The organism is Amycolatopsis sp. WAC 01376, assembly GCF_003947415.1.
Classification (GTDB): domain Bacteria; phylum Actinomycetota; class Actinomycetes; order Mycobacteriales; family Pseudonocardiaceae; genus Amycolatopsis.
In genome coordinates, this window is record NZ_QHKL01000001.1 from 108,416 (window position 1) to 129,630 (window position 21,215).

Annotated in this window: 14 protein-coding genes; 3 read left to right on the top strand and 11 right to left on the bottom strand. The window is 67.5% G+C overall.

From position 1 onward, the window contains the following. Positions 1 to 13: 13 nt before the first annotated feature. Both DMH03_RS00585 and DMH03_RS00590 read left to right on the top strand, forming a co-directional pair. Positions 14 to 1,177, top strand: a complete 1,164-nt coding sequence (locus DMH03_RS00585) for a hypothetical protein (protein ID WP_125790080.1) — start codon at positions 14 to 16, stop codon at positions 1,175 to 1,177. A gap of 9 nt (positions 1,178 to 1,186) precedes the next feature. Beyond that, positions 1,187 to 2,623, top strand: a complete 1,437-nt coding sequence (locus DMH03_RS00590) for a hypothetical protein (protein WP_125790081.1) — start codon at positions 1,187 to 1,189, stop codon at positions 2,621 to 2,623. A 4-nt stretch (positions 2,624 to 2,627) separates the two neighbouring features. Here DMH03_RS00590 and DMH03_RS00595 read toward each other — a convergent pair whose 3' ends face one another. From DMH03_RS00595 to DMH03_RS00620, 6 genes are all read right to left on the bottom strand, one after another. Continuing rightward, positions 2,628 to 3,128, bottom strand: coding sequence for a GNAT family N-acetyltransferase (locus DMH03_RS00595; protein WP_125790082.1), 501 nt, complete (start codon positions 3,126 to 3,128; stop codon positions 2,628 to 2,630). Positions 3,129 to 3,261: 133 nt separating this feature from the next. Continuing rightward, positions 3,262 to 3,747: a hypothetical protein gene (locus DMH03_RS00600; RefSeq protein ID WP_125790083.1), complete on the bottom strand. Its 486-nt coding sequence runs from the start codon at positions 3,745 to 3,747 to the stop codon at positions 3,262 to 3,264. A gap of 55 nt (positions 3,748 to 3,802) precedes the next feature. Continuing rightward, a complete protein-coding gene (locus DMH03_RS00605) occupies positions 3,803 to 4,036 on the bottom strand; it encodes a hypothetical protein (RefSeq protein ID WP_016331079.1) in 234 nt (77 codons plus the stop codon). 26 nt (positions 4,037 to 4,062) lie between these two features. Continuing rightward, positions 4,063 to 4,296 (bottom strand): hypothetical protein, encoded by a 234-nt coding sequence (locus DMH03_RS00610; protein ID WP_125788807.1) that lies wholly within the window; start codon positions 4,294 to 4,296, stop codon positions 4,063 to 4,065. 47 nt (positions 4,297 to 4,343) lie between these two features. Further along, positions 4,344 to 6,104 carry a hypothetical protein gene (locus tag DMH03_RS00615; RefSeq protein WP_125790084.1) on the bottom strand — a complete coding sequence of 587 codons (1,761 nt, stop codon included), beginning with the start codon at positions 6,102 to 6,104 and terminating at the stop codon, positions 4,344 to 4,346. Between the two features lie 81 nt (positions 6,105 to 6,185). Then, positions 6,186 to 7,985 (bottom strand): hypothetical protein, encoded by a 1,800-nt coding sequence (locus DMH03_RS00620; protein WP_125791469.1) that lies wholly within the window; start codon positions 7,983 to 7,985, stop codon positions 6,186 to 6,188. A 609-nt stretch (positions 7,986 to 8,594) separates the two neighbouring features. Between DMH03_RS00620 and DMH03_RS00630 the strand changes: the two genes are divergently transcribed. Then, on the top strand, positions 8,595 to 8,951 hold the full coding sequence (locus tag DMH03_RS00630; RefSeq protein WP_370310618.1) for a hypothetical protein: 357 nt from the start codon (positions 8,595 to 8,597) through the stop codon (positions 8,949 to 8,951). A gap of 153 nt (positions 8,952 to 9,104) precedes the next feature. Here DMH03_RS00630 and DMH03_RS00635 read toward each other — a convergent pair whose 3' ends face one another. From DMH03_RS00635 to DMH03_RS00655, 5 genes are all read right to left on the bottom strand, one after another. Beyond that, complete coding sequence (locus tag DMH03_RS00635) at positions 9,105 to 10,856, bottom strand: hypothetical protein (RefSeq protein WP_233611206.1); 1,752 nt, start codon at positions 10,854 to 10,856, stop codon at positions 9,105 to 9,107. A gap of 177 nt (positions 10,857 to 11,033) precedes the next feature. Next, on the bottom strand, positions 11,034 to 14,945 hold the full coding sequence (locus DMH03_RS00640; protein WP_125790085.1) for a DNA-directed RNA polymerase subunit beta': 3,912 nt from the start codon (positions 14,943 to 14,945) through the stop codon (positions 11,034 to 11,036). Between the two features lie 89 nt (positions 14,946 to 15,034). Further along, positions 15,035 to 18,535, bottom strand: coding sequence for a DNA-directed RNA polymerase subunit beta (locus DMH03_RS00645; protein ID WP_125788804.1), 3,501 nt, complete (start codon positions 18,533 to 18,535; stop codon positions 15,035 to 15,037). A gap of 1,067 nt (positions 18,536 to 19,602) precedes the next feature. Then, positions 19,603 to 20,583 carry a hypothetical protein gene (locus DMH03_RS00650; RefSeq protein ID WP_125791472.1) on the bottom strand — a complete coding sequence of 327 codons (981 nt, stop codon included), beginning with the start codon at positions 20,581 to 20,583 and terminating at the stop codon, positions 19,603 to 19,605. 84 nt (positions 20,584 to 20,667) lie between these two features. Next, the gene (locus tag DMH03_RS00655) at positions 20,668 to 21,189 is read right to left on the bottom strand and encodes a hypothetical protein (protein ID WP_125790086.1); all 522 of its coding nucleotides are present in this window, start codon (positions 21,187 to 21,189) and stop codon (positions 20,668 to 20,670) included. Positions 21,190 to 21,215: the final 26 nt, after the last annotated feature.

Here is a 21,215-nt window from a genome sequence, read left to right on the forward strand (position 1 = left end):
GCTGGGGGACGGCATGACCGACGAGAAGGCGAGTATCGCCGGCGGCGTCAAGATCACGGGTGACGACAGCTTCGGCAAGAACGCGCTCGACGCGGCGAAGAAGGTGCCGATCGCGGGCAAGGGCGTCACCACCGTCGCCAACGCCTACGAGAAGTTCGGCGCCGCGCAGGGTCCCGGCGACGTCGTGGCCGCGGGCGGGCAGCTGATCCAGGACGGCGCCGGGTTCATCGCGGGGGCGGGCGCGGACCTCGCGAGCTTCGTGCTCGACCCGGTCGGCTGGCTGGTCAGCAACGGCCTGAACATCCTGATCGAGCTGATCCAGCCGCTGCAGGACGCGCTGCACTTCGTCACGGGCGACGGTCCGGCGCTCAAGACCGCGGCCGGCAACTTCGGCAACATCGCCAAGGGCTTCGTGACGCTGGCCGACGACTTCGTCAAGACCGGCGACGAGTCACTGAAGGACTGGGTGGGCGACGCGGGCGACGCGGCCCGGAACGCGCTCGGCGACTTCGCCGTCGGCATCAAGGGCATCGGCAACAGCGCCGGCACGGTGGCCGAGACCCTGCAGATGTGGTCGATGGTGATGACCGTCATCGAAGAGGTCGTCAAATCGATCATCTCCGAGCTCGTCACCTGGGCGATCTACATCTGGCTGCCCGCGCTGGCCGCTTCCGTCGTGAGCCTCGGCTCGTCGGTGGCCGCCGCGATGACCGCGACGATCGCCAAGGCCGCGAGCGCGATGGGCAAGATCACCAAGCACCTCGGCAAACTCGGCAAGCTGCTCGACAAGTTCATGGGCTTCCTGCTGAAGTGGACGGACGACCTGGTCAAACAGGGTTCGAAGCTGACGAAGGCGGGCAAGGTCGGGATGACCCCCGGCCAGGAGAAGGCGATCGTCGGCGCGTTCGCCAAGGAATCCGGGACCCAGCTCGGCACGTTCGGCGATGCCGCGAAGGACGCCCTCAAGGGTGTGCCGAACCAGGCGATCAAGCAGGTGGTCGGGGTCAATCCCGCCGATCTGTCGAAGGGATCGGCGTACCAGGGCAAGGCGGCCTTCGACTTCGCGAACAAGGCCATCGACAACACCAAGACCACCACGACCGGGCAGGAATACGGCCGGACCGGCGGCCACCACAGCGAAGAGGAGACCCGCGAGAACCTCGACATGGACCAGTAGGGTCGCCCGATGGACGATCAGCTGGCCGGGCCGTGGCTCATCGCCGGTGGGTACAGCCTGGCCCTGGGGCTGTTGCTGCTCGGCGGGCGCTTCGACGGACGGCGGCCCACGGCGGCGGCCGTCAGCTACGCGCTCTGCGGGATCCTCGTCTCCGAAACGTCGCTGTACTGGCTCTCGGCGGGGTCCGGCAGCGCGGTGCCCGGCTGGCTCTGGTTCGCCTTCCCGGTGGTGATCGCGGCGTTGGCGGCGTGGCGGGGGCATCGGCAGCGGACGTGGACCGGCAGGCTCGACGGGACCGGTGAGCCGAGCTTCGGCGTGCTCCCCCAGCGCGGGATCGCCGTCACCCACGCCTCGCCCGAGTCGGTGGCGACGGCCGTCGAGTTCGAGCACAACGGGCATCGGCTGCTCGGGGCCGAGTACGGGCTCGGCGGCTCGGCGGACTTCCCGGACCTCGCCAGGACAGCTGACCTGATCGATGGGACGTATGCCCTGATCCAGCTTCGGACGCCTGAGGTGCCGTCGGTCGTCATCACCCCGGTCACGGGTGCCTTCGAGCCGGAGCGGTTCACGCCGTTGGAGGACGCCCGCATCACGCGGAACACCATCGGGGCACCGAAGCCGGACGCGCTGCTCCAGCGGTTCGAGACCGGCACGGAGTTCGACCGCCGGTTCACCGTGACGACGTCCGATCCGGAGTTCGCCAAGACACTGCTCTCCCCCGGCGTTCGCGCGCTGCTGGAGGGCGACTCGTGGTTCCGGGTCCGCGAAGTCGCCTTCCACGCCGGCTCGCTGTGGACCTCCGAAGCCGGGACGCTGACCGAAGAGATGATGTTCGCCGACTCCCGGCGGCTGGCCATCCTGGCGTCCACAGTGGACTGGGAGGACGCGGATTTCCGTGCTGTCGCGGAGGCTTCCGACACCAGCGACGCCGGATGGCTCGGCGGACGGCGTGGCCCGCTCGCCGGGCTCCGCGGCCCGCTCAACCGGCGCCGGGAAGCGGCGGGCCGTCAGCCGCTGTCGTCGCTTTCACTGGTGGCGCGCACGGTCGTCGCGCTCGCGCTGGTGCTGCCGGGGCTGGCGCTCGCGGTGAACTCGCTGACCGCGTTGACCGGGCTCGCCCCCGAGGCGCGGCTCACCGTGACCGCGACCCTGCGCGCGGAGGCGGGCACGTCGAACTGCACCAGCTGCGGCAACGGCAACCTGGTGGACGGCACCTACGAACTCGACGGCGAGACGCACGAGGTCAAGGACCTGCGGTGGATGTCGTTCGGGACGTTCCCAGAGCGGGGTGACGTCGTCGACATCGCCGTGACCCCGCTGTGGTGGCATCCGCTGATCGAAGGCAAGGACACCGGCGTCATCCTGCTGCTGATCGGACTGGCCCCCGTCCTCGCCGGTGCCCTCCTCGGCAAGGCGACCTTCACCCCGCGGCCGCGTCGCCTTTAGCGGGCTAAACGCGATCCGGCACCGTCTGGGCCAGGGACTTCGCGAAGTAGTGATGCGCGAAGGGCTCGTTGTTGAAGGGCTCGACCGTCTCGTAGCCGAGGCGGGCGTACAGGGCCCTCGCCTCGACGAGGTCGTCGCGGGTGTCGAGGCGGATCAGTGTGGCGCCGAGTCCCCTGGCGACGTCCTCGGCGGCGGCCACGAGCAGCGACGCACCGCCCTTGCCGCGTTCGGACTTCCGCAGGAAGACACGGGTGAGCTCGGTGATGTCCGGCGCGGCGACCCGCAGCCCGGCGCAACCCGCGAGCACCCCGTCGCGCCAAGCGAGCAGGAAGGCGCCGGTCGGCGGGACCAGGTTCCGGCTGTGGTGCTCCTCGAGCAGGACGTCGAGCTCCTCCTCGGTGACCTGGCGCCCGTAGTAGCGGGACGCGATCTCGTCGAGGTACTCACGCAGCAACCGGGCGGCGTCCGGGTGATCGACGGGGGTGACTTCGAAGCTCCAGGTCATGGCTACATTCTGCCTACCCGGGCCAGTGAATTTCCCCGGCCGCCGGATCGCGATTAGGGGGCTAAAGTCGACACGGGGGCCGGAGAGCGCGCCCGGGCCCGGATCGCGATTAGCCCGCTAAAGTCGACATCGGTCAGGAGGGGGCGAGGCGGCCGGCGCAGGTCGCGACCTCACCGGGAGCGGACTTCTCCGACGTGACGACGGCACCGCCGACGGCCACCCGACATTCGACCGCGCCCTCGCCCTGCCCCATCAGCTGGACGGTCGGCGGGGTGCCGGTGTTCTTCCACGTGAGCTCCTTGCGCCACGGCAGCGTCACCTGCGACTCCTGATGCACGAGCCCCAGCCCGTTCGAGTCGTAGACCACGGTCGCGGTCCCCGTCCCTGCGAGCTCGTACGCGATCCGCCAGTCGTTCGACACCGCCTGCGGCTGGCTGAGCGTCCGTGTGATCGTGCGGTCCGGCTCCCGCGACGGCGCGGCGCCGGTGGGCTCGCCGACAACGGCTACGGTTTCGGCCTGCGGCTCTTCGCCGCCCTTGAGCAGCACCACACAGGTCGCGAGCGCGGCCACCACGATCCCCGCGATGGCGATGCGCCCGATCAGTTGTCTGTCGGCCATCGGTTCTCCTCACCGAAAGCGGCGGCGCGGCCCGGGAGCCGCGCCGCCGCGGAAGTCAGGACGGCAGCAGCCGGCCGGGGACGCCGTTGAGGGACTGGATGAGGCCCAGCACCGGGACACCGAGCGGCGCGAACGTCCAGATGTTGTTGAGGTCGCTCGTGTCGGGTTCGTCGACGACCACGACATCGTTCGGGGCGTCCTGCGCAGCAAGCGCCGGAGCGGCCGAGCCGAGCACGACGAGACCGGCGAGCGCGGCACCGGTGACCGCGCGAACGAAGGTCTTCTTCATGAGATTCTCCTTTGCTGGTAACGGTTTTACGAAATCGGCGTGATGATCCCGTAGATCGGGGCGAGGACGTCGGTGGGCACGGGAACGGTCGGACCGAGCAGTCCGCCGAGGTCGACGCCGGGGATCAGCCAGAGCGCCGGGCCGCCGCCACCGGTCGGCAGGCCCGGCAACGGGTCGGCCGAGGCGACCCCGCCGGCGAGTCCGGACAACGCGCCCGCGACGGCGAGCGGCAGCAGCACACGGGCCGCGATTCGCTTCATCTCTTCTCCCTTTTCCTTTCACCGCTGCTGGAAGCGAGCGGAATCCTTCACCGCAGAACCGAGCTGACCGGCACGATCGTGCCGTCGGGAATCCATTGCCCCGCGTAGTTCCGGTCGGCGATCATCCCGACGGCGTGCGGTTCGCCCGGGTACATCGGCATGGCGTTGACCTGTGCGGCCGCAAAAATCTGGACGTCGCCGTTCATCGACCTCCACTGGTCGCCGAGCCAGTTCCGGAAGCCGCCGAGCGTGGGGCTTTCGCCGCCGAAGGCGTTGCTCGCGGCGACAGCGAAGCTCACGGCGACCTGTTCGCGCGGGTCGAATCTCAGCGGCAGGGAGGAACTCGCGACGGAGTTGACGATCGGCCCGTTGAGCAGCCAGGGCGCCAGGTACAGGCCGTACTGGTGGGTCGGCTTGAGCCGCTGGGACTCGGCCGCGCGGGTCATCGCCGTGTAGCCGCCCGCCCAGCCGGACACGACGACCAGCGCGGTGTTCGCGCCAGCCTCGGTCTGCACCGCGAGCCCGGAGCGTGCGGCGGTCTCGCGGACCAGTTTCGCGGCGGCCACACCGCGCGGTGAGGTGTCCTCGACAAGCGTGAGCGCGGAAGGCTTGCGCGCGGCGAGGAACTCGACGAGTTTGACGAGAGAACCGCTGTCCTCACTCGAAAGCGCGTCCGCGGGGCAGGAGGTGAGGACCTCGCGGCGGTCGGCGATCAGGCCACCCAGCGCGGCCGAAGCACACTCGGGCGCGTCCGTGTCGGCGATGGGGTGCCCCTGCTCGTCGCCCGCGTCGACCTCGATGGTCGTCTTCTCCTCGCCACGGCTGATGATCAGGTCGCTGCGCCCGGTCGGCAGGTCGATCTCGGCCCAGGTGCCTTCGGCGCCGGGGCGCACGATGGCCTTGCCGATCAGGCCGCCTTCGATCCCGGCGGACAGGTCTTCTCCCGCGCTCGCGGGAAAGTGGACGAGATTCTTGCCGGGCCGCTGCGGGCTCACGAGTACCGGGAACCGCTGGTCGCCGATAGCGGCGTCCGCGAGCAGCGCGACACCGGGAATCGGCGATTCGGGCGGCTTGGGAATGGCCGCGAGGGCGCTCCAGGCAAGGAAACCGACGGCCACGGCGGCCGCGCCGAACCGGTAAGCCCGCGTGGAATCCTTGCCTGTGAAGAAGAATACCGCGACCACGGTGGCGACGACCGGCAGCAAAGCGATCACGAGCAACGTGAGGCCGAAGAGCGTGCCGTAGATCCGGCGGTCGAAACCCAGACCGGAGGAGAACAGCTGGACCGTACCCGCGACGACGAGAAGTCCGCCCAGGGTCAGCGAAAGCGGGCCGAGCCGGAAGTTCGTCTGACGCCACTGCCCGGCGGGCACCCAGACGGACAGAACGGTGACACCGAACCAGAGGGCCGCCGCGGCGACGTAGACGGTGTCGATGGCGAATTCGACGCCCGTCCGCCCGAGCGAGGTTTCGAGCACCACCAGCGCGGCGAGCGCGAGGGAGGCCCAGCGGCCCGCCGACGGCCAGCGGATCAGGACGGGGATCGCCAGCGCGAGTACGAGATGCACGATCAGCGCGATGACGTTGACGTCGGTCGCGAAGGCGGAGATCGCGGCCAGCGCGGCCGAAACCCCGCCCAGTACGGCGATGGTGAGGTGGAGGCGCCGGGGCAGCTCGCCCACGAGCGGGCGGAGGATTCCCGTTCCGGCGAGGAAAGCGGTCGCCAGCAGGAGGCCGAGCCGAAGCACGACCAGTGCGATGTCGACTCCGGCCGAACCCGAGCTCGCCGGTATGACGTGGTGATCCATGGGGACCTTCTCCGAGCAGATCGGCGGAGCCGTGGGTGGCGGAGTGTGCCCGCCACCCACGACCTTCCGCGCCGAACAGGGTTACTTGAGATCCGCGTCCGCCACGACGAACAGTTCGGAGTGCGGTTTGGCGTTGCCGAAGGACCCGTGCGGCCAGGTCTTCCGGTTGAAGTTGATCCCGACTCCTCCGGTGAACTCGTCCCGGAAGTTCTGGTCGACGCCGACCTTCCCGTCCTCGCCGAGGTTCAGCAGGTTGACCTTGTGGTCACCGTCCAAACCGGACCGAGCGACGAAGTAGTTCGACACCGCGAGATGTTGCGGCTTGTCGGTTTCGTGGTAGTACCCGTCCTCGCCGAGCACGAAGTTGTCGTACGCGCCCCAGTGCGGGCCACCGCCGGACGTGCCGGGGTTGATCGGCGCCGCGCCGACGACGGTCGGCAGGTCGCCGCCACCGCCCTGCTGCGACTTCTCCTTCGTGTCGATCCGGCCCTTGATGTTCTCGACCTTGTCACCCGCGGCGACGAGTTTCTGGATGTCGAGCACGTAGACGCCACCGGTGGTGCCGGGGTCGTCGGGGCCGAGCGCGCCCTTCTGGCGGCCGGTGATCGCGCGGTAGAGGTACTTGTCGTCGGGGCTGGTCTGGATCCAGCCACCGTTCGAGCCGCCACCGTTGGAGTCGTTGTTCGGGTGGATCGCCTTGTTCGCCGCGCCGTCGTCGAACACCTGGATCCAGTGCGGCTCCTTGGCGGTGATGTCGGGCGTGTAGAACACCGCGCCGCCCTGCATGGTCTGGGCGAACGCGCCCTTGTGACCGGGCAGGTTCGTCACCGTGGTCTCCATGACCGCGCGGCTTTCGGCGTGCAGCGGGTCCGCGGGATCGGCGCGAGGGCCGTCCGGCAGGTACGAGACCGCCTTGAGCTTCGGCTTGTTGCGGTCGGAGATGTCCCAGGTGCGGACGGTCGGCCGCCGCAGATACGGCGACGGCTGCTTCACCGGGTCGAGGATGATGTTGCGCGGCTCGGCGTAGTCACTGGTGACCAGGGTGTTGAGGTCCTCACGGGCCTGGATGCCGTGCGGGTTGGCGCAGGTCGGTTTGTCCAGCTGCGGGAGGTTGTCGCACAGCTTCTTGTTGTCGCCCTGCGGGGTGGCCGCGGGGGACTCGGAAAGCACCTGCGCGTTCTGGTCGAAGCGGACGACTTCACCGGGACTGCCGGCGAAACCGTTGCCCACCACTGTGGAACCGTTGGCGTAGGTGTGCGGACCGGGAACCACCGGACCGCCCATGTACGTGCCGTACGCGGTGCCGTCCTTGAGTACCCAGTACGCGTCGGGCACGGAACCGCCGAGGGTCTGGGTCGGGAGGCTGACGCCCTTGAGCTTCAGTTGCGGCAACGCGGAGACGTCGAAGGCGTACGTCGCGGCGGCGAACAGCGCGCCGGCGTAGATCGTGTCGCCCTTGTGCCACACGTATTGCATGTGGTGCGGCTCGTTCTCGACGAGCGGTCCGACGGTGGCGGTGTTGACGACCTTGCCGTAGGTCGGCGAACCCTGCGTCGCGTCGATCACGGCGAGGAAGTCCGGACCGGGCAACGCGTTCTTGATCTTGTTCAGGCCCCCGCCGAGCGAACCCGGCAGGTTCTTGACGTCCTTGACCAGGGTGTCGGCGATGTTCTCGTCACCGGCCCAGACCAGCAGCCACTTCTTGCGCTTGCCGTCCGCACTCCGGGACGCCGTGATGTCCTTGGACACCAGGTGGTTCTGGACCCAGTACTCCTTGCCGTCGGCCGCCTTCTTCGCGTCTTTGACGACCTGGACGTCGGCGTAGGCACTGGTCGTGGAGCCGGTGTAGGTCACCGTGCCCACGGCCAAGGCCGCCGCCATGGCGCCGATCACCACTTTTCGCCACTTTGGCGAGTTGGATAGCATTCTTTCTCCCTGTTTTCGCTACCGAAGCGCCGGACATTCGGCACACCTCTCCCCCATTTCGCGCAGGCGTCACCGGCGCGAATCAAAGGGAAAGCAATCAACCGCCGGTTCGCACAGGGAACCGTTGCGGCACAGTGGAAAGCGTCAGCGCACGAGGAACGGACGCATCCGTGTCGGATACGCTGATTCAGCACGGCGCGACAAACCCGGAATAGGTCAGGAATCCATACACAGCGCGCTTGCCTGCTGTCGCAGATCAACGTGCCGGCGCCACACCAAGGCGACTGGGGATTGCATGGGCGAAATACTCGTGTGAAGCCGTCAGAGTGTCAATCTCGTGATCAAAGAATGGGACACGCCACGGCCGGGTGAATTTCCCACGATGCGGATGGGCCATTGAGCCGAACGGGTGACGGTTTTCCGAGCACTGGGAATTAGGCCACCTGGCGGCACTACGGCAGGTCACAACGGACCAGTAACCCGAATCCGGCGGCCACTATCCCGTTACGTGTTCGTTATGCAATCCCGGGAACTCTGGCTTCGCTGGAGCGGTATGACATGGCCATGCCGAAGACGGATACGTGCAGCCGCCACTGCTACCGGCCGCAGCGCGCCGTCGACCACTTCGCCCGATGGGCCAAGGAGCTCTCGGACGAGAAGATGAAGGCGGAGTTCTACCCGAACGTGGCGAAGGACCGGCTGTTCGCCGACGGGTACATCGCGGAGAAGTCCGGGCACAGCCACAGGAGCACGGTGGACCTGACGATCGTGGAACTGCTGCCCCGGCCGCAGCGCCCCCATCGACCCGGCGAGACCCTCATGCCCTGCTTCGCGCCGGACCAGTTCCCGGACACCTACTTCGACTTCCCCGGCTCCCGATCCTCGCTGACCTGCGCTTCCACCCTGCCGGATCGCGATTAGGGGGCTAAACGCAAGTCGCCCTCGCCCCGGCGCCGGATCGCGTTTAGCCCGCTAAACGCAAGTCCCGCCGGATCGCGTTTAGCGGGCTAAACGCGATCCGGCGGGACCGGGCGCGGGCAGGTGACAGATCGCGATTAGGGGGCTAAACGCACGTCAGTCGGCCTGGCGGCGACGGCGGCGGGAGGTGAAGACCAGACCCGCGCCGAGTACCAGGGTGGCCAGGGCGAGTGCGCCGAGGCCGAGTACGTCGACTCCGGTGCTGGCCAGACCCGTTCCGCCGCCGGAGCCTTGCTGACCCGGCGCGCCGGGAGCGGGCGTGGTGGTTCCGGAAGCGTCACAGCCAGGACGCCGGGTCGGCATGGTGAGCGGCGGTTCCTCGCCCTTCTCCGCTACGACGTGCAGCCGGGAAGGGTTGTCCGCCGGGCCGACGACGTAGATCGAGGCCGGGTTGTCGTACTTGACCCGCCAACCCTTCGGGGGCGCGAAGAACAGGCGGTACTTCGGCCCCGGCACCACGTTGGCGATCTTGAAGTGCCCCTTCGCGTCGGTCGTCGTCTCGGCGATGGTCGGACAGTCACCGTCGGAGGTGAGTACGAGCTTGACGCCGGCGAGGCCCTCCTGAGGCTTGCCCGGATCGGCGTTGCGGACCACCTGGCCCGCAAGGGTGGCGATCCCACCCGGCACCGCGGCTTCGTCGTTCGCGACCGGGTTGCCGTCGATGCCGACGTCGGCAAAGCCGAAGTCGCAACCCACCGCGACCCGGCCATGGTTCAGTGCGGCGTCCGGAACCTTCTCGGTCACGTCGAAGGTGCGGGTCTGGCCAGGCGCGATCGTCGCTCCACCCGCGGAGTACGAGAGCTCGCCCCAACCGGGACCGCTGCTCTTCAGACCGAAGTCCACCCCGGCACGATTGCACCCGGCCACGATGCCGACGAGCGGAATGGTGCCGGAATTCGACAGCTTCACGGTGACATGCGCGAGCTCACCGGGTTTGTAGCTCTCCTTGGTGAAGGCCACCGTCGCTTTGAGTGCGCCGTTCAACGGCCGCACACCACGGATGGACAGGTCCTTGGTGTCCGCGCCGATCTTGATGACCTTGAACGGGAACAGCCAGCCCTTGATCGCGTCGCCGCCGCCGAGGAAATACTTGGCAGCCGGAATGTCCCCGAAATCGATCTTCCCGTCGGCGCCACTCGTGGCCTTGTACTCCTTGGAACCGATGGCGTGCCGCAACGTGAGCGGGATATCGGCCAGTTGTTCGCCGTCGTCGAGTTGGCCATCGCCGTTCTCGTCGCCGAATACGACACCCGCCGCACGGCCGGTGACCTTCGTGACGGAGACGGGCTGGTCGAACGTGCCGGCGCTGAAGCCGGTGTGGTCGTAGACAAAGCCCCGGACGGTCGCGGTGTCCTTGTCGAGGTCTCCGATCTGCCCGGTGACGGTCACCTCCGTGGCCTCCCCCGGCTCGAGGTTCACGCCCGGCGCGCGACCCAGCGCTCCCCAGCCCGGCTCGTAGGGAATCGACAGGGCACCCGGCTCGCTGAAGAACTGGTTGACCCGAAGACCGGCTGCCCGGGTTTTTCCGGTGTTCTTGACCTTGAAGGTGAATCGGACCTCTTCGTCGGTCTTGTAAGACGCTTTTTCGAAAGCGACCGTGGCGACGACTTCCGCTCGCTCAGCCTGCTGCTTCGGCGCCGCGGGCGGCGAACTCTCGGCAGGTGGCGCGCCGGGTTCCGGAGCCGGAGAAGTCGCCGGTGCTTCGGACGTCACCGGCACGCTGGAGGTCGGGGCTGGAGGCTCCGGATCCGCTCCGGCGGGCGTGGCGAATACGCCGGTCAGTGCCGCTGTCGCGGCGATTGTGGCGAGAGCACGCGAGATGGATCTGCCACTTGGAGATTTATTCACACAAAGTCACCCCAGATTGCGAACAGGAAATGCGCAGAGCCCCCGAACCGCGTATAACCGGATCACCTTAACCGGATTCGCCTGGAGTCAGAAGTCGTTTCGAGTGACCGAGTCACCCGGAAACGGGAATGGCCCCCGCCGGATCGGCGGGGGCCATTCTCGTGGATCGTGCTTCGGTCAGCGGAAGTCGCGGCCGAAGTCGTAGTCGTCCAGCGGAACCGCGGCACCCGGGGTGGAGCCGAAGACATCCGGCGTGTAGTAGCCGTCGTCGTAGGACGGGATCGCGTAAGCGGCGACCCGCGCCTCCTCGGTCGGCTGCACCTGGATGTTGCGGTACTTGTTGATCCCGGTACCGGCCGGGATCAGCTTACCGATGATCACGTTCTCCTTGAGGCCCACGAGCTTGTCCGAACGGCCGTTGATGGCCGCGTCGGTCAGGACACGCGTGGTCTCCTGGAACGAGGCCGCCGACAGCCACGAGTCCGTGGTCAGCGAGGCCTTCGTGATCCCCATCAGCACCGGACGACCCGAGGCGGGCTCGCCGCCTTCGGCGACCGACGCCCGGTTCTTCGCCTCGAACTTGGTCCGCTCGGGCAGTTCGCCCGGGAGGAAGTCCGTGGCACCGGAGTCGATGATCGTCACGCGGCGCAGCATCTGCCGCACGATGACCTCGATGTGCTTGTCGTGGATCGACACACCCTGCGCCCGGTACACCTTCTGGACCTCGTCCACCAGGTGCATCTGCGCCTCGCGCGGCCCCATGACCCGCAGGACCTCGTGCGGGTCCGGCGTACCTTCGAGCAGCTGCTGACCGACGTTGACACGGTCACCGTCGCCCAGCGGGCCGCTCGGGGTGTTCGCGAGCCGCTGACGCTTGGACAGCTTGTCGAAGACGATCTCTTCGCTGCCGTCGTCCGGGATCAGCGTGATCTTCCAGAACCGCTCGCTCTCCTCGATGCGCACACGGCCATCGACGTCGGCGATCGGCGCCTTGCCCTTCGGGACCCGGGCCTCGAACAGCTCCTGGACACGGGGCAGACCGGTCGTGATGTCGTCACCGGCGACACCACCTTGGTGGAACGTACGCATCGTCAGCTGCGTACCCGGCTCACCGATCGACTGGGCCGCGACGATACCCACGGCCTCGCCGACGTCGACGAGCTGACCGGTCGCCATGGACCGGCCGTAGCAGGTGGCGCAGATACCGACAGCCGACTCGCAGGTCAGCACCGAACGCACCTTGACCTTGGCGATCCCGCTCGAGATGAGCTTGTCGATCGCCGGGTCACCGATGTCGTCACCGGCGTTGAGCACGACGTTGCCCTTGGCGTCGACCGCGTCGGTCGCCAGGTTCCGCGCGTACACGCTGGTCTCGACGTGCTGGTCGCGCAGGACCTTGCCGTCGCCGATGTCCTCACCGATCGGCATGTTGATGCCTCGGGTGGTGCCACAGTCGACCTCGCGGACGATGACGTCCTGCGACACGTCCACCAGACGACGGGTCAGGTAACCCGAGTCGGCGGTACGGAGCGCCGTGTCCGCCAGACCCTTACGGGCACCGTGCGTCGCGATGAAGTACTCCGCCACCGACAGGCCTTCACGGAAGTTGGCCTTGATCGGACGCGGGATGTACTCACCCTTCGGGTTCGACACCAGACCACGCATACCGGCCAGCGACCGGACCTGCGTCATGTTGCCCGCCGCGCCCGACTTCACGATCATCGCGATCGGGTTGTCGTCCGGCAGCGCCGTCTCCATGATCTTGTGGACCTCTTCGGTGGCCTGCGTCCACACCTTGACGAGCTCGTTGTTGCGCTCGGCGTGCGACAGCTGACCACGCTGGTACCGCTTCTCGACCTGGTCGGCCTTGCCTTCGTACTCGTCCAGAATGGCCTTCTTGCCGGTCGGGACGAGGACGTCGGAGATCGCGACCGTGACACCCGAACGGGTCGCCCAGTAGAAACCGGCGTCCTTCAGGCGGTCCAGGGTCTGCGCGACCTGCGTCATCGAGTAGCGCTCGGCGAGGTCGTTCACGATCAGGGCCTGACGCTTCTTCGGCATCGGCTCGTTGATGAACGGGTAGTCCGCCGGCAGCAGCTCGTTGAACAGCACGCGGCCCAGGGTGGTCTCGGCCAGCCAGGCCTTGCCCGGCTCCCAGCCCTTCTCCGCGAGCGCCGCTTCGTCGGCCTTGGCGGGCTGACGGTCGACAATGCGGATCTTGACCGGGGCGTGCAGGCTCAGCGCCTTGAGGTCGTACGCCATGATCGCTTCGGCGGGCGAGGAGTACGCGTTGCCGGCACCCGCGGCGTTCTCGGTGAGACGGGTCAGGTGGAACAGACCGGTCACCATGTCCAGACGCGGCATGGCGAGCGGGCGGCCCGACGCCGGCGAAAGGATGTTGTTCGCCGACAGCATCAGGATGCGGGCCTCGGCCTGCGCCTCCGCGGAAAGCGGGAGGTGCACGGCCATCTGGTCACCGTCGAAGTCCGCGTTGAACGCTTCACAGACCAGCGGGTGCAGCTGGATGGCCTTGCCTTCGACCAGCTGCGGCTCGAAGGCCTGGATACCGAGACGGTGCAGGGTCGGCGCACGGTTCAGCATCACCGGGTGGCCGGTGATGACCTCTTCGAGCACGTCCCACACCTGCGGCCGCGAGCGCTCCACCATCCGCTTGGCGGACTTGATGTTCTGCGCGTGGTTCAGGTCGACCAGCCGCTTCATGACGAACGGCTTGAACAGCTCGAGCGCCATGTCCTTCGGCAGACCGCACTGGTGCAGCTTCAGCTGCGGGCCGACGATGATGACCGAACGGCCCGAGTAGTCGACACGCTTGCCGAGCAGGTTCTGACGGAACCGGCCCTGCTTGCCCTTGAGCAGGTCGGACAGCGACTTCAGCGGGCGGTTACCGGGACCGGTGACCGGGCGGCCGCGGCGGCCGTTGTCGAACAGCGCGTCGACGGCCTCCTGCAGCATCCGCTTCTCGTTGTTGACGATGATCTCGGGCGCGCCGAGGTCGATCAGCCGCTTCAACCGGTTGTTCCGGTTGATGACCCGGCGGTAGAGGTCGTTCAGGTCGGAGGTGGCGAACCGGCCACCGTCGAGCTGGACCATCGGGCGCAGGTCCGGCGGGATCACCGGGACGGCGTCGAGCACCATGCCGCGCGGGTCGTTGCCGGTGGCCTGGAAGGCCGCGACGACCTTGAGCCGCTTCAGCGCGCGGAGCTTCTTCTGCCCCTTGCCGTTGCGGATGGTGTCGCGCAGGTTGTCGGCCTCGGCCGCGACGTCGAACTCGGTGGCCAGCTTCTGGATGGCCTCCGCGCCCATGCCGCCGGTGAAGTACTCGCCGTAGCGGTCGACGAGCTCGCGGTAGAGCAGCTCGTCGGCGATCAGCTGACGCACGTCGAGCTTGGTGAAGGTCGTCCAGACCTCCTCGAGACGGTCCAGCTCGCGACCGGCGCGGTCACGCAGCTGACGCATCTCGCGCTCGCCGCCTTCCTTGACCTTGCGGCGGACGTCGGACTTGGCGCCCTCCGCCTCCAGCTCGGCCAGGTCGGCTTCCAGCTTCTGCGCCCGTGCCTCGATGTCCGCGTCACGCTTGGTCTCGAGGTTCTTGCGCTCGACGCCGATCTCGTTCTCGAGGGTCGGCAGGTCGTTGTGCCGCAGCTCGGTGTTCACACCGGTGATCACGTAGGCCGCGAAGTAGATGATCTTCTCGAGGTCCTTCGGCGCCAGGTCGAGCAGGTAGCCCAGGCGGGAGGGAACACCCTTGAAGTACCAGATGTGGGTGACGGGGGCGGCCAGCTCGATGTGGCCCATCCGCTCACGGCGCACCTTGGCGCGGGTGACCTCGACGCCACAGCGCTCGCAGATGATGCCCTTGAAGCGGACCCGCTTGTACTTACCGCAGTAGCACTCCCAGTCCCGGGTCGGGCCGAAGATCTTCTCGCAGAAGAGGCCGTCCTTCTCGGGCTTGAGCGTCCGGTAGTTGATGGTCTCCGGCTTCTTGACCTCACCGAAGGACCACTGACGGATGTCGTCGGCGGTCGCGAGGCCGATGCGGAGCTCATCGAAGAAGTTGACGTCCAGCACGTCTTTGCATCCCCTTGGGGTTGAGTCGACTAGAGGGGTTGGCGGTCGAGGCGGGGCCCACGGGAGGCAGGCCCCGCCTCGGACAGCCGTCAGTGCACGACGTCGTCCACCGAGGGCGACTCGTTGCGGGACAGGTTGATGCCGAGGTTGGCCGCGGCGCGCTCGAGGTCTTCGTCGTCGGAGTCGCGCATCTCGATCGCGGCGCCGTCGCTCGACAGCACCTCGACGTTGAGGCAGAGCGACTGGAGCTCCTTCAGGAGCACCTTGAACGACTCGGGGATACCCGGCTCGGGGATGTTCTCCCCCTTGACGATGGCCTCGTACACCTTGACGCGGCCGACCACGTCGTCCGACTTGATCGTCAGGAGCTCCTGCAGGGTGTATGCGGCGCCGTACGCCTGCATCGCCCAGCACTCCATCTCGCCGAACCGCTGGCCACCGAACTGCGCCTTACCACCCAGCGGCTGCTGCGTGATCATCGAGTACGGGCCGGTGGACCGGGCGTGGATCTTGTCGTCGACAAGGTGGTGCAGCTTCAGGATGTACATGTAGCCGACGGCGACCGGGTACGGGTACGGCTCGCCGGAGCGGCCGTCCAGCAGCGTGGCCTTGCCGTTCTGCTTGACCATGCGCTCACCGTCGCGGTTCGGCTTGGTGGCGCCGAGCAGACCGGTCAGCTCGTCTTCCTTGGCACCGTCGAACACCGGGGTGGCGGTGTTCGTGCCGGGGTCGACGTCGTAGAGCTCCTCGTTGAGGTTCTTCGCCCAGTCCGGGTTGCCTTCGATCTTCCAACCCTGCGAAGCCAGCCAGCCCAGGTGAAGCTCCAGGACCTGGCCGATGTTCATACGACGCGGGACACCGTGGGTGTTCAGGATGATGTCGACGGGCGTGCCGTCCTCCATGAACGGCATGTCCTCTGCGGGGAGGATCTTGCCGATGACACCCTTGTTCCCGTGGCGGCCGGCGAGCTTGTCGCCCGGCTGGATCTTCCGCTTCTGGGCCACGTAGACGCGGACCAGTTCGTTGACGCCCGGGGGCAGCTCGTCGTCGTCCTCACGCGAGAACACGCGGATGCCGATGACCTTGCCGGTCTCACCGTGCGGCACCTTCAGCGAGGTGTCGCGGACCTCACGGGCCTTCTCACCGAAGATCGCGCGGAGCAGACGCTCTTCCGGGGTCAGCTCGGTCTCACCCTTGGGCGTGACCTTGCCGACCAGGATGTCGCCGTCGCGGACCTCGGCACCGATCCGGATGATGCCGCGCTCGTCGAGGTCGGCCAGGACCTCTTCGGAGACGTTCGGGATGTCCCGCGTGATCTCCTCGGCGCCCAGCTTGGTGTCGCGGGCGTCGATCTCGTGCTCCTCGATGTGGATCGACGTGAGCACGTCGTCCTGCACCAGGCGCTCCGAGAGGATGATCGCGTCCTCGTAGTTGTGGCCCTCCCACGGCATGACCGCGACGAGCAGGTTCTTGCCGAGCGCCATCTCACCGTTCTCGGTGGACGGGCCGTCGGCGATGACCTGACCCTGCTCGACCCGGTCACCCTCGTTGACGATCGGGCGGTGGTTGAAGCAGGTGCCGTGGTTCGAGCGGCGGAACTTGTACAGTCCGTAGCTCTTCCGCGTGCCGTCGTCGTGCATGATCGTGATCAGGTCGGCCGAGAGCTCCTCGACGACACCGGACTGCTCGGCGACGAGCACGTCACCGGCGTCCACCGCGGCGCGCAGCTCCACACCGGTGCCGACGTACGGCGCCTGGTTGCGGAGCAGCGGCACGGCCTGACGCTGCATGTTCGCGCCCATCAGCGCGCGGTTCGCGTCGTCGTGCTCGAGGAACGGGATCATCGCCGTCGCGACCGAGACCATCTGCCGCGGCGAGACGTCCATGTAGTCCACGTCCAGCGGGTCGATCAGCTCGACCTCGCCGCCCTTCTTACGGACCAGGACGCGATCTTCGACGAAGGTGCCGTCTTCCGAGATCGGCGCGTTCGCCTGCGCCTTCACGAAACGGTCTTCCTCGTCCGCGGTGAGGTAGTCGACCTGGTCGGTGACGCGGCCCTCGACGACCTTGCGGTACGGGGTCTCGATGAAACCGAACGGGTTGACCCGCGCGTACGAGCAGAGCGAACCGATCAGGCCGATGTTCGGGCCTTCCGGCGTCTCGATCGGGCACATGCGGCCGTAGTGCGACGGGTGGACGTCACGGACCTCCATGCCGGCGCGCTCACGCGACAGACCACCCGGGCCGAGGGCGGACAGACGACGCTTGTGCGTCAGCCCCGACAGCGGGTTGTTCTGGTCCATGAACTGCGACAGCTGCGAAGTACCGAAGAACTCCTTGATCGCCGCCACGACGGGACGGATGTTGATCAGGGTCTGCGGCGTGATCGCCTCGACGTCCTGCGTGGTCATCCGCTCGCGGACGACGCGCTCCATCCGGGACAGACCCACGCGGATCTGGTTCTGGATGAGCTCGCCGACGGTGCGGAGACGACGGTTGCCGAAGTGGTCGATGTCGTCGGTCTCGACCGGGATGACCTGGTCGCCGACGGTCGCCTTGTCCTCGCCCGCGTGCAGGCGGACCAGGTACTCGATCGTCGAGACGATGTCCTCTTCGGTCAGCGTCCCGGTGTCGTACGGCGTGGTCAGGCCGAGCTTCTTGTTGACCTTGTACCGGCCGACCTTGGCCAGGTCGTAGCGCTTCGGCTTGAAGAACAGGTTCTCCAGCAGCGTCTGCGCGGACTCCTTGGTGGGGGGCTCGCCCGGGCGCAGCTTGCGGTAGATGTCGAGGAGCGCCTCGTCGGTGCCGGCGGTGTGGTCCTTCTCGAGGGTGGCGAGCAGCGTCTCGGAGAACGAGAAGCGCTCACGGATCGCCTCGGTGGTCCAGCCCAGCGCCTTCAGCAGCACGGTCACCGGCTGGCGGCGCTTGCGGTCGATACGGACGCCGACGGTGTCGCGCTTGTCGACGTCGAACTCGAGCCAGGCACCCCGGCTCGGGATGACGCGGACGTTGAAGACGTCCTTGTCGGTGGTCTTGTCGACGCTGGTGTCGAAGTACACACCCGGCGAACGGACCAGCTGGGACACGACGACACGCTCGGTGCCGTTGATGACGAAGGTGCCCTTGTCGGTCATCACCGGGAAGTCGCCCATGAAGACCGTCTGGCTCTTGATCTCGCCGGTGTTGTTGTTCACGAACTCGGCGGTCACGAACAGCGGGGCCGCGTACGTCATGTCCTTGTCCTTGCACTCCTCGACGGAGGCCTTGACCTCGTCGAAGCGCGGGTCGGAGAAGGACAGCGACATGGATCCGGAGAAGTCTTCGATCGGCGAGATCTCGTTGAGGACCTCTTCCAGGCCGCCGACCGGGTTTTCTTCACCTTCTTCGACGCGGCGTTCGAACCACGCCTCGTCGCCGGTGAACCATTCAAAGGACCTGATCTGCACGTCGAGCAGGTTCGGGGTGCTGAGCGGCTCGCGAATCTTTGCGAAGGAGACCCGCTTGGGGGCTCCCGGGATTCCCGTGGACTCCGAGCGAGATACAGCCGAGGTGGTCGCAGCAGTGGCCTGGTTCGCGGGAGAGACTGCCAAGATGCGTCCTTCCGGGGACAATGAGCGGTGAGCAGCCGCGTCAGCAACAGCTGATGCGGTCTGTCAAGGGTGCCGTGTGCCCACTATCCTAACTACCGGCTCCGGGCAGCCTGAAAGAGGGCAGCGCAAAGAAGCAGTCTAGCCCGAACGTCACGGTCTGTCCAGGGGGCGCTCCTGATGGGGCCCAGCCTGCTTCGCAACGTCTTCAGGTATGCCTCTCCTCGGCCTCCCCGGACCGTCCCTCCCGCAAGGGCACCGCCGGTTCTCACCGTTGCCAGTAAGCGTGACCCCACAGGGGCTCTGAGTCAAGATGCCGCGCGGTGGTCCCGCCGGTTGGCGCAGCGTCGAAGAAGCTCCGCGGCGGGCGTCTTACAGGACGATCATCCTGGTTACCGACCGGTACGCGCAGGTTACGGCGTTGGGGCGCCGACCTGCGTTTAGCGGGCTAAACGCGATCCCGCCCGGGCGGCGTTTCGGAGGGTCACCGGGTCGGGGCGGGGGTGGTTCGGGGCGCCTCAGGGGCGTTTCGGGGCGTGTGGCGGTTGTGGCCGGTGGGTCGGCTGGTGCGGCGCACAGGAAGGGCGCTCGGATCGCGTTTAGGGGGCTAAACGCGACGCGTCTCGGGCGGCTGCGGAGGCGAGGTGGTCGTGAGTGGCCAGGACGGTTCTGGCGGGCCTCTTGGGTACCTGCAGCGCCTCTTGCATGAAGTACGTGAAGGCCCCCTTCCTGTACCTAAGCGCAAGGATGGGGCCTTCATGTACTTGGGCAGGGGTGAAGGTCGAGTTTCCTCGGCTGAGCCGAGGGAAGGGGGCCTTCACGCGCGGGTCTGCCTCGGCTCGCGCCGAGCTCAGCCCGACATGACGTGAGGGGCCCCTTCCCTACTCTCAGGGTAGGGAAGGAGTCCCTCACGGACCTGCGATCCCGACCCACCCGCCGCCGGTGCTGGTGCCGGTGGCTCCGGATCGCGTTTAGCCCGCTAAACGCAGGTCAGCGGGCCGCGGGGCTGGCGGAAAGCCGTGAAGGCGCCGGTAGCGTCGGATCGCGTTTAGCGGGCTAAACGCGACGCGTTACTTGGAGGGGGCCGGGGAGGCGGGGGGTGAGGCGGGCGCAGAGGAAGCGGCCGGGTTGGGCGGAGCGGCGTAGGTGTTCATCGCCGTGATCTTCCACTTGTCGCCCTGCAGTTCCGCGTTCAAGTGCAGTTGCGCGCTTCCCGCGGTGGTCTTGTTCGTGTCGGCCCGCGTCGAGCTCTGGTCGACGAACACCATCACGTCGGCCCGGTCGCCTTCCAGCCGGATGACGGCGCTGCGGGTGACCTTGCAGGTCACGACCATCTTCTGCTGCGGGGCCAGCCGTTTGACCTCACCCATCAGCAGGTTGTACTTCGCCCGCACCTCGTCGTTGACCAGCAGATCGCCTGCCGCGGTCTCGGTCTTCGCGATATTGTTGTAGTCGTACGAGAACAGCGCTTCGGTCGCCTTCGCGACCTGGTCCTTGACCTGCGCGGTCTTCGCGACGTCCAGCAGCGCCGTGTTGTTCGTCGAGCTGGACACCTCGTCGGCTTGGATCTTGAAGAGCACGGCGGTCGCGGCCAGCAGGAGTCCGACGACGACCAGCGCGCCCGCCAGAATCAGCTGCCGAGAGCCTGACTTCTTCTCGCTCTCCGAAGAAGACTCCGACTCTTCATCGGCTTCGGTAGCGACCTCGGCTTCGGCCTCTTCGAGGTCGTCCGGCTTCTCTTCGGCGGCCGCGCGGACCTTCGCACGCGGGCTCGGCTTCGCGACAACCTCGTCTTCGGAGGCTTCAGAGGCTTCGGCGGCTTCAGGAGCTTCGGACGGCTCTTCAGGAGCCTCGACAGCGGCAACCTCAGGCTCAGCCGCCTCAACGACCTCAGGCTCAGGCTCCGGTTCGGGCGCAGGCGCGGGCTTAGGCGCAGGCCGCGGCGACGGGCGGCGGACCGGCACCGGCGTTTCGTCGACCTCGACCTCTGAAGCGGGGCCTTCCGGAGAGGCGGGAGCAGGAGACGCTGCGGGCCGTCGCAGACCGGCCACCCGGGGGCGGCGCACCGGCGGAGTGCTGCGAGGGGGCTGGCGGCGAGAGGGGGGCACTACGAGGCTCCGTTCTAGGTGACGCTCTTACTGACCGGCCGCGACGAGGGGCACGTTGTCGATCCCGGACAGCTTCCACTCATCGCCGACCCGGGTCATCGAGACCTCCAGGCGCAACGCCTTCGAGCTCGCCTTGTCGCCCTGGGTGACCTGGGTGGAGATGGCGGCGAGGAAGCTCGCCTTGCCTTCGTGGTCGTCGAGTTCCTGGACCGCGATGTCCTGGATGGTGGTCACGACCTTGGTCTTCGCGTCGCCGAGTGCCTTGCGATAGGTCGGTTCCAGTTGCTTCAGCTGCTCCGCCATCTTGTCGTCGGAGACGGCTTTCTGGCGGTTGAAGAACTCGTCGAGGTTCTCGAAGTCGACCTCGGTGTAGGCCTTGATCGCGGTGCCGCCCGCCTTGGCCACTTCGTCGCGGGAGCGCGCCAGGTCGGCGTTGTCGTCCGACGCGGCCACGGCCCACATGACACCGAAGATCGCCGCGGCGACGAAGGCGGCCAGCGCGAACGCCGCCGCCCCCAGGACGAGGGTCCGCGATCGAGAAGAACTCATGACACTCCAGGGTAGGTATACGGTCT

Coding starts and splice junctions, on each gene's coding strand:
- DMH03_RS00620 (WP_125791469.1), bottom strand. CDS start 7,985: ATGGCGGCGGCCTTGGCCGTGGGCACGGTGACCTACACCGGCTCCACG.
- DMH03_RS00600 (WP_125790083.1), bottom strand. CDS start 3,747: ATGGCCGACAGACAACTGATCGGGCGCATCGCCATCGCGGGGATCGTG.
- DMH03_RS00605 (WP_016331079.1), bottom strand. CDS start 4,036: ATGAAGAAGACCTTCGTTCGCGCGGTCACCGGTGCCGCGCTCGCCGGT.
- DMH03_RS00655 (WP_125790086.1), bottom strand. CDS start 21,189: ATGAGTTCTTCTCGATCGCGGACCCTCGTCCTGGGGGCGGCGGCGTTC.
- DMH03_RS00610 (WP_125788807.1), bottom strand. CDS start 4,296: ATGAAGCGAATCGCGGCCCGTGTGCTGCTGCCGCTCGCCGTCGCGGGC.
- DMH03_RS00615 (WP_125790084.1), bottom strand. CDS start 6,104: ATGGATCACCACGTCATACCGGCGAGCTCGGGTTCGGCCGGAGTCGAC.
- DMH03_RS00630 (WP_370310618.1), top strand. CDS start 8,595: ATGCCGAAGACGGATACGTGCAGCCGCCACTGCTACCGGCCGCAGCGC.
- DMH03_RS00585 (WP_125790080.1), top strand. CDS start 14: ATGACCGACGAGAAGGCGAGTATCGCCGGCGGCGTCAAGATCACGGGT.
- DMH03_RS00590 (WP_125790081.1), top strand. CDS start 1,187: ATGGACGATCAGCTGGCCGGGCCGTGGCTCATCGCCGGTGGGTACAGC.
- DMH03_RS00595 (WP_125790082.1), bottom strand. CDS start 3,128: ATGACCTGGAGCTTCGAAGTCACCCCCGTCGATCACCCGGACGCCGCC.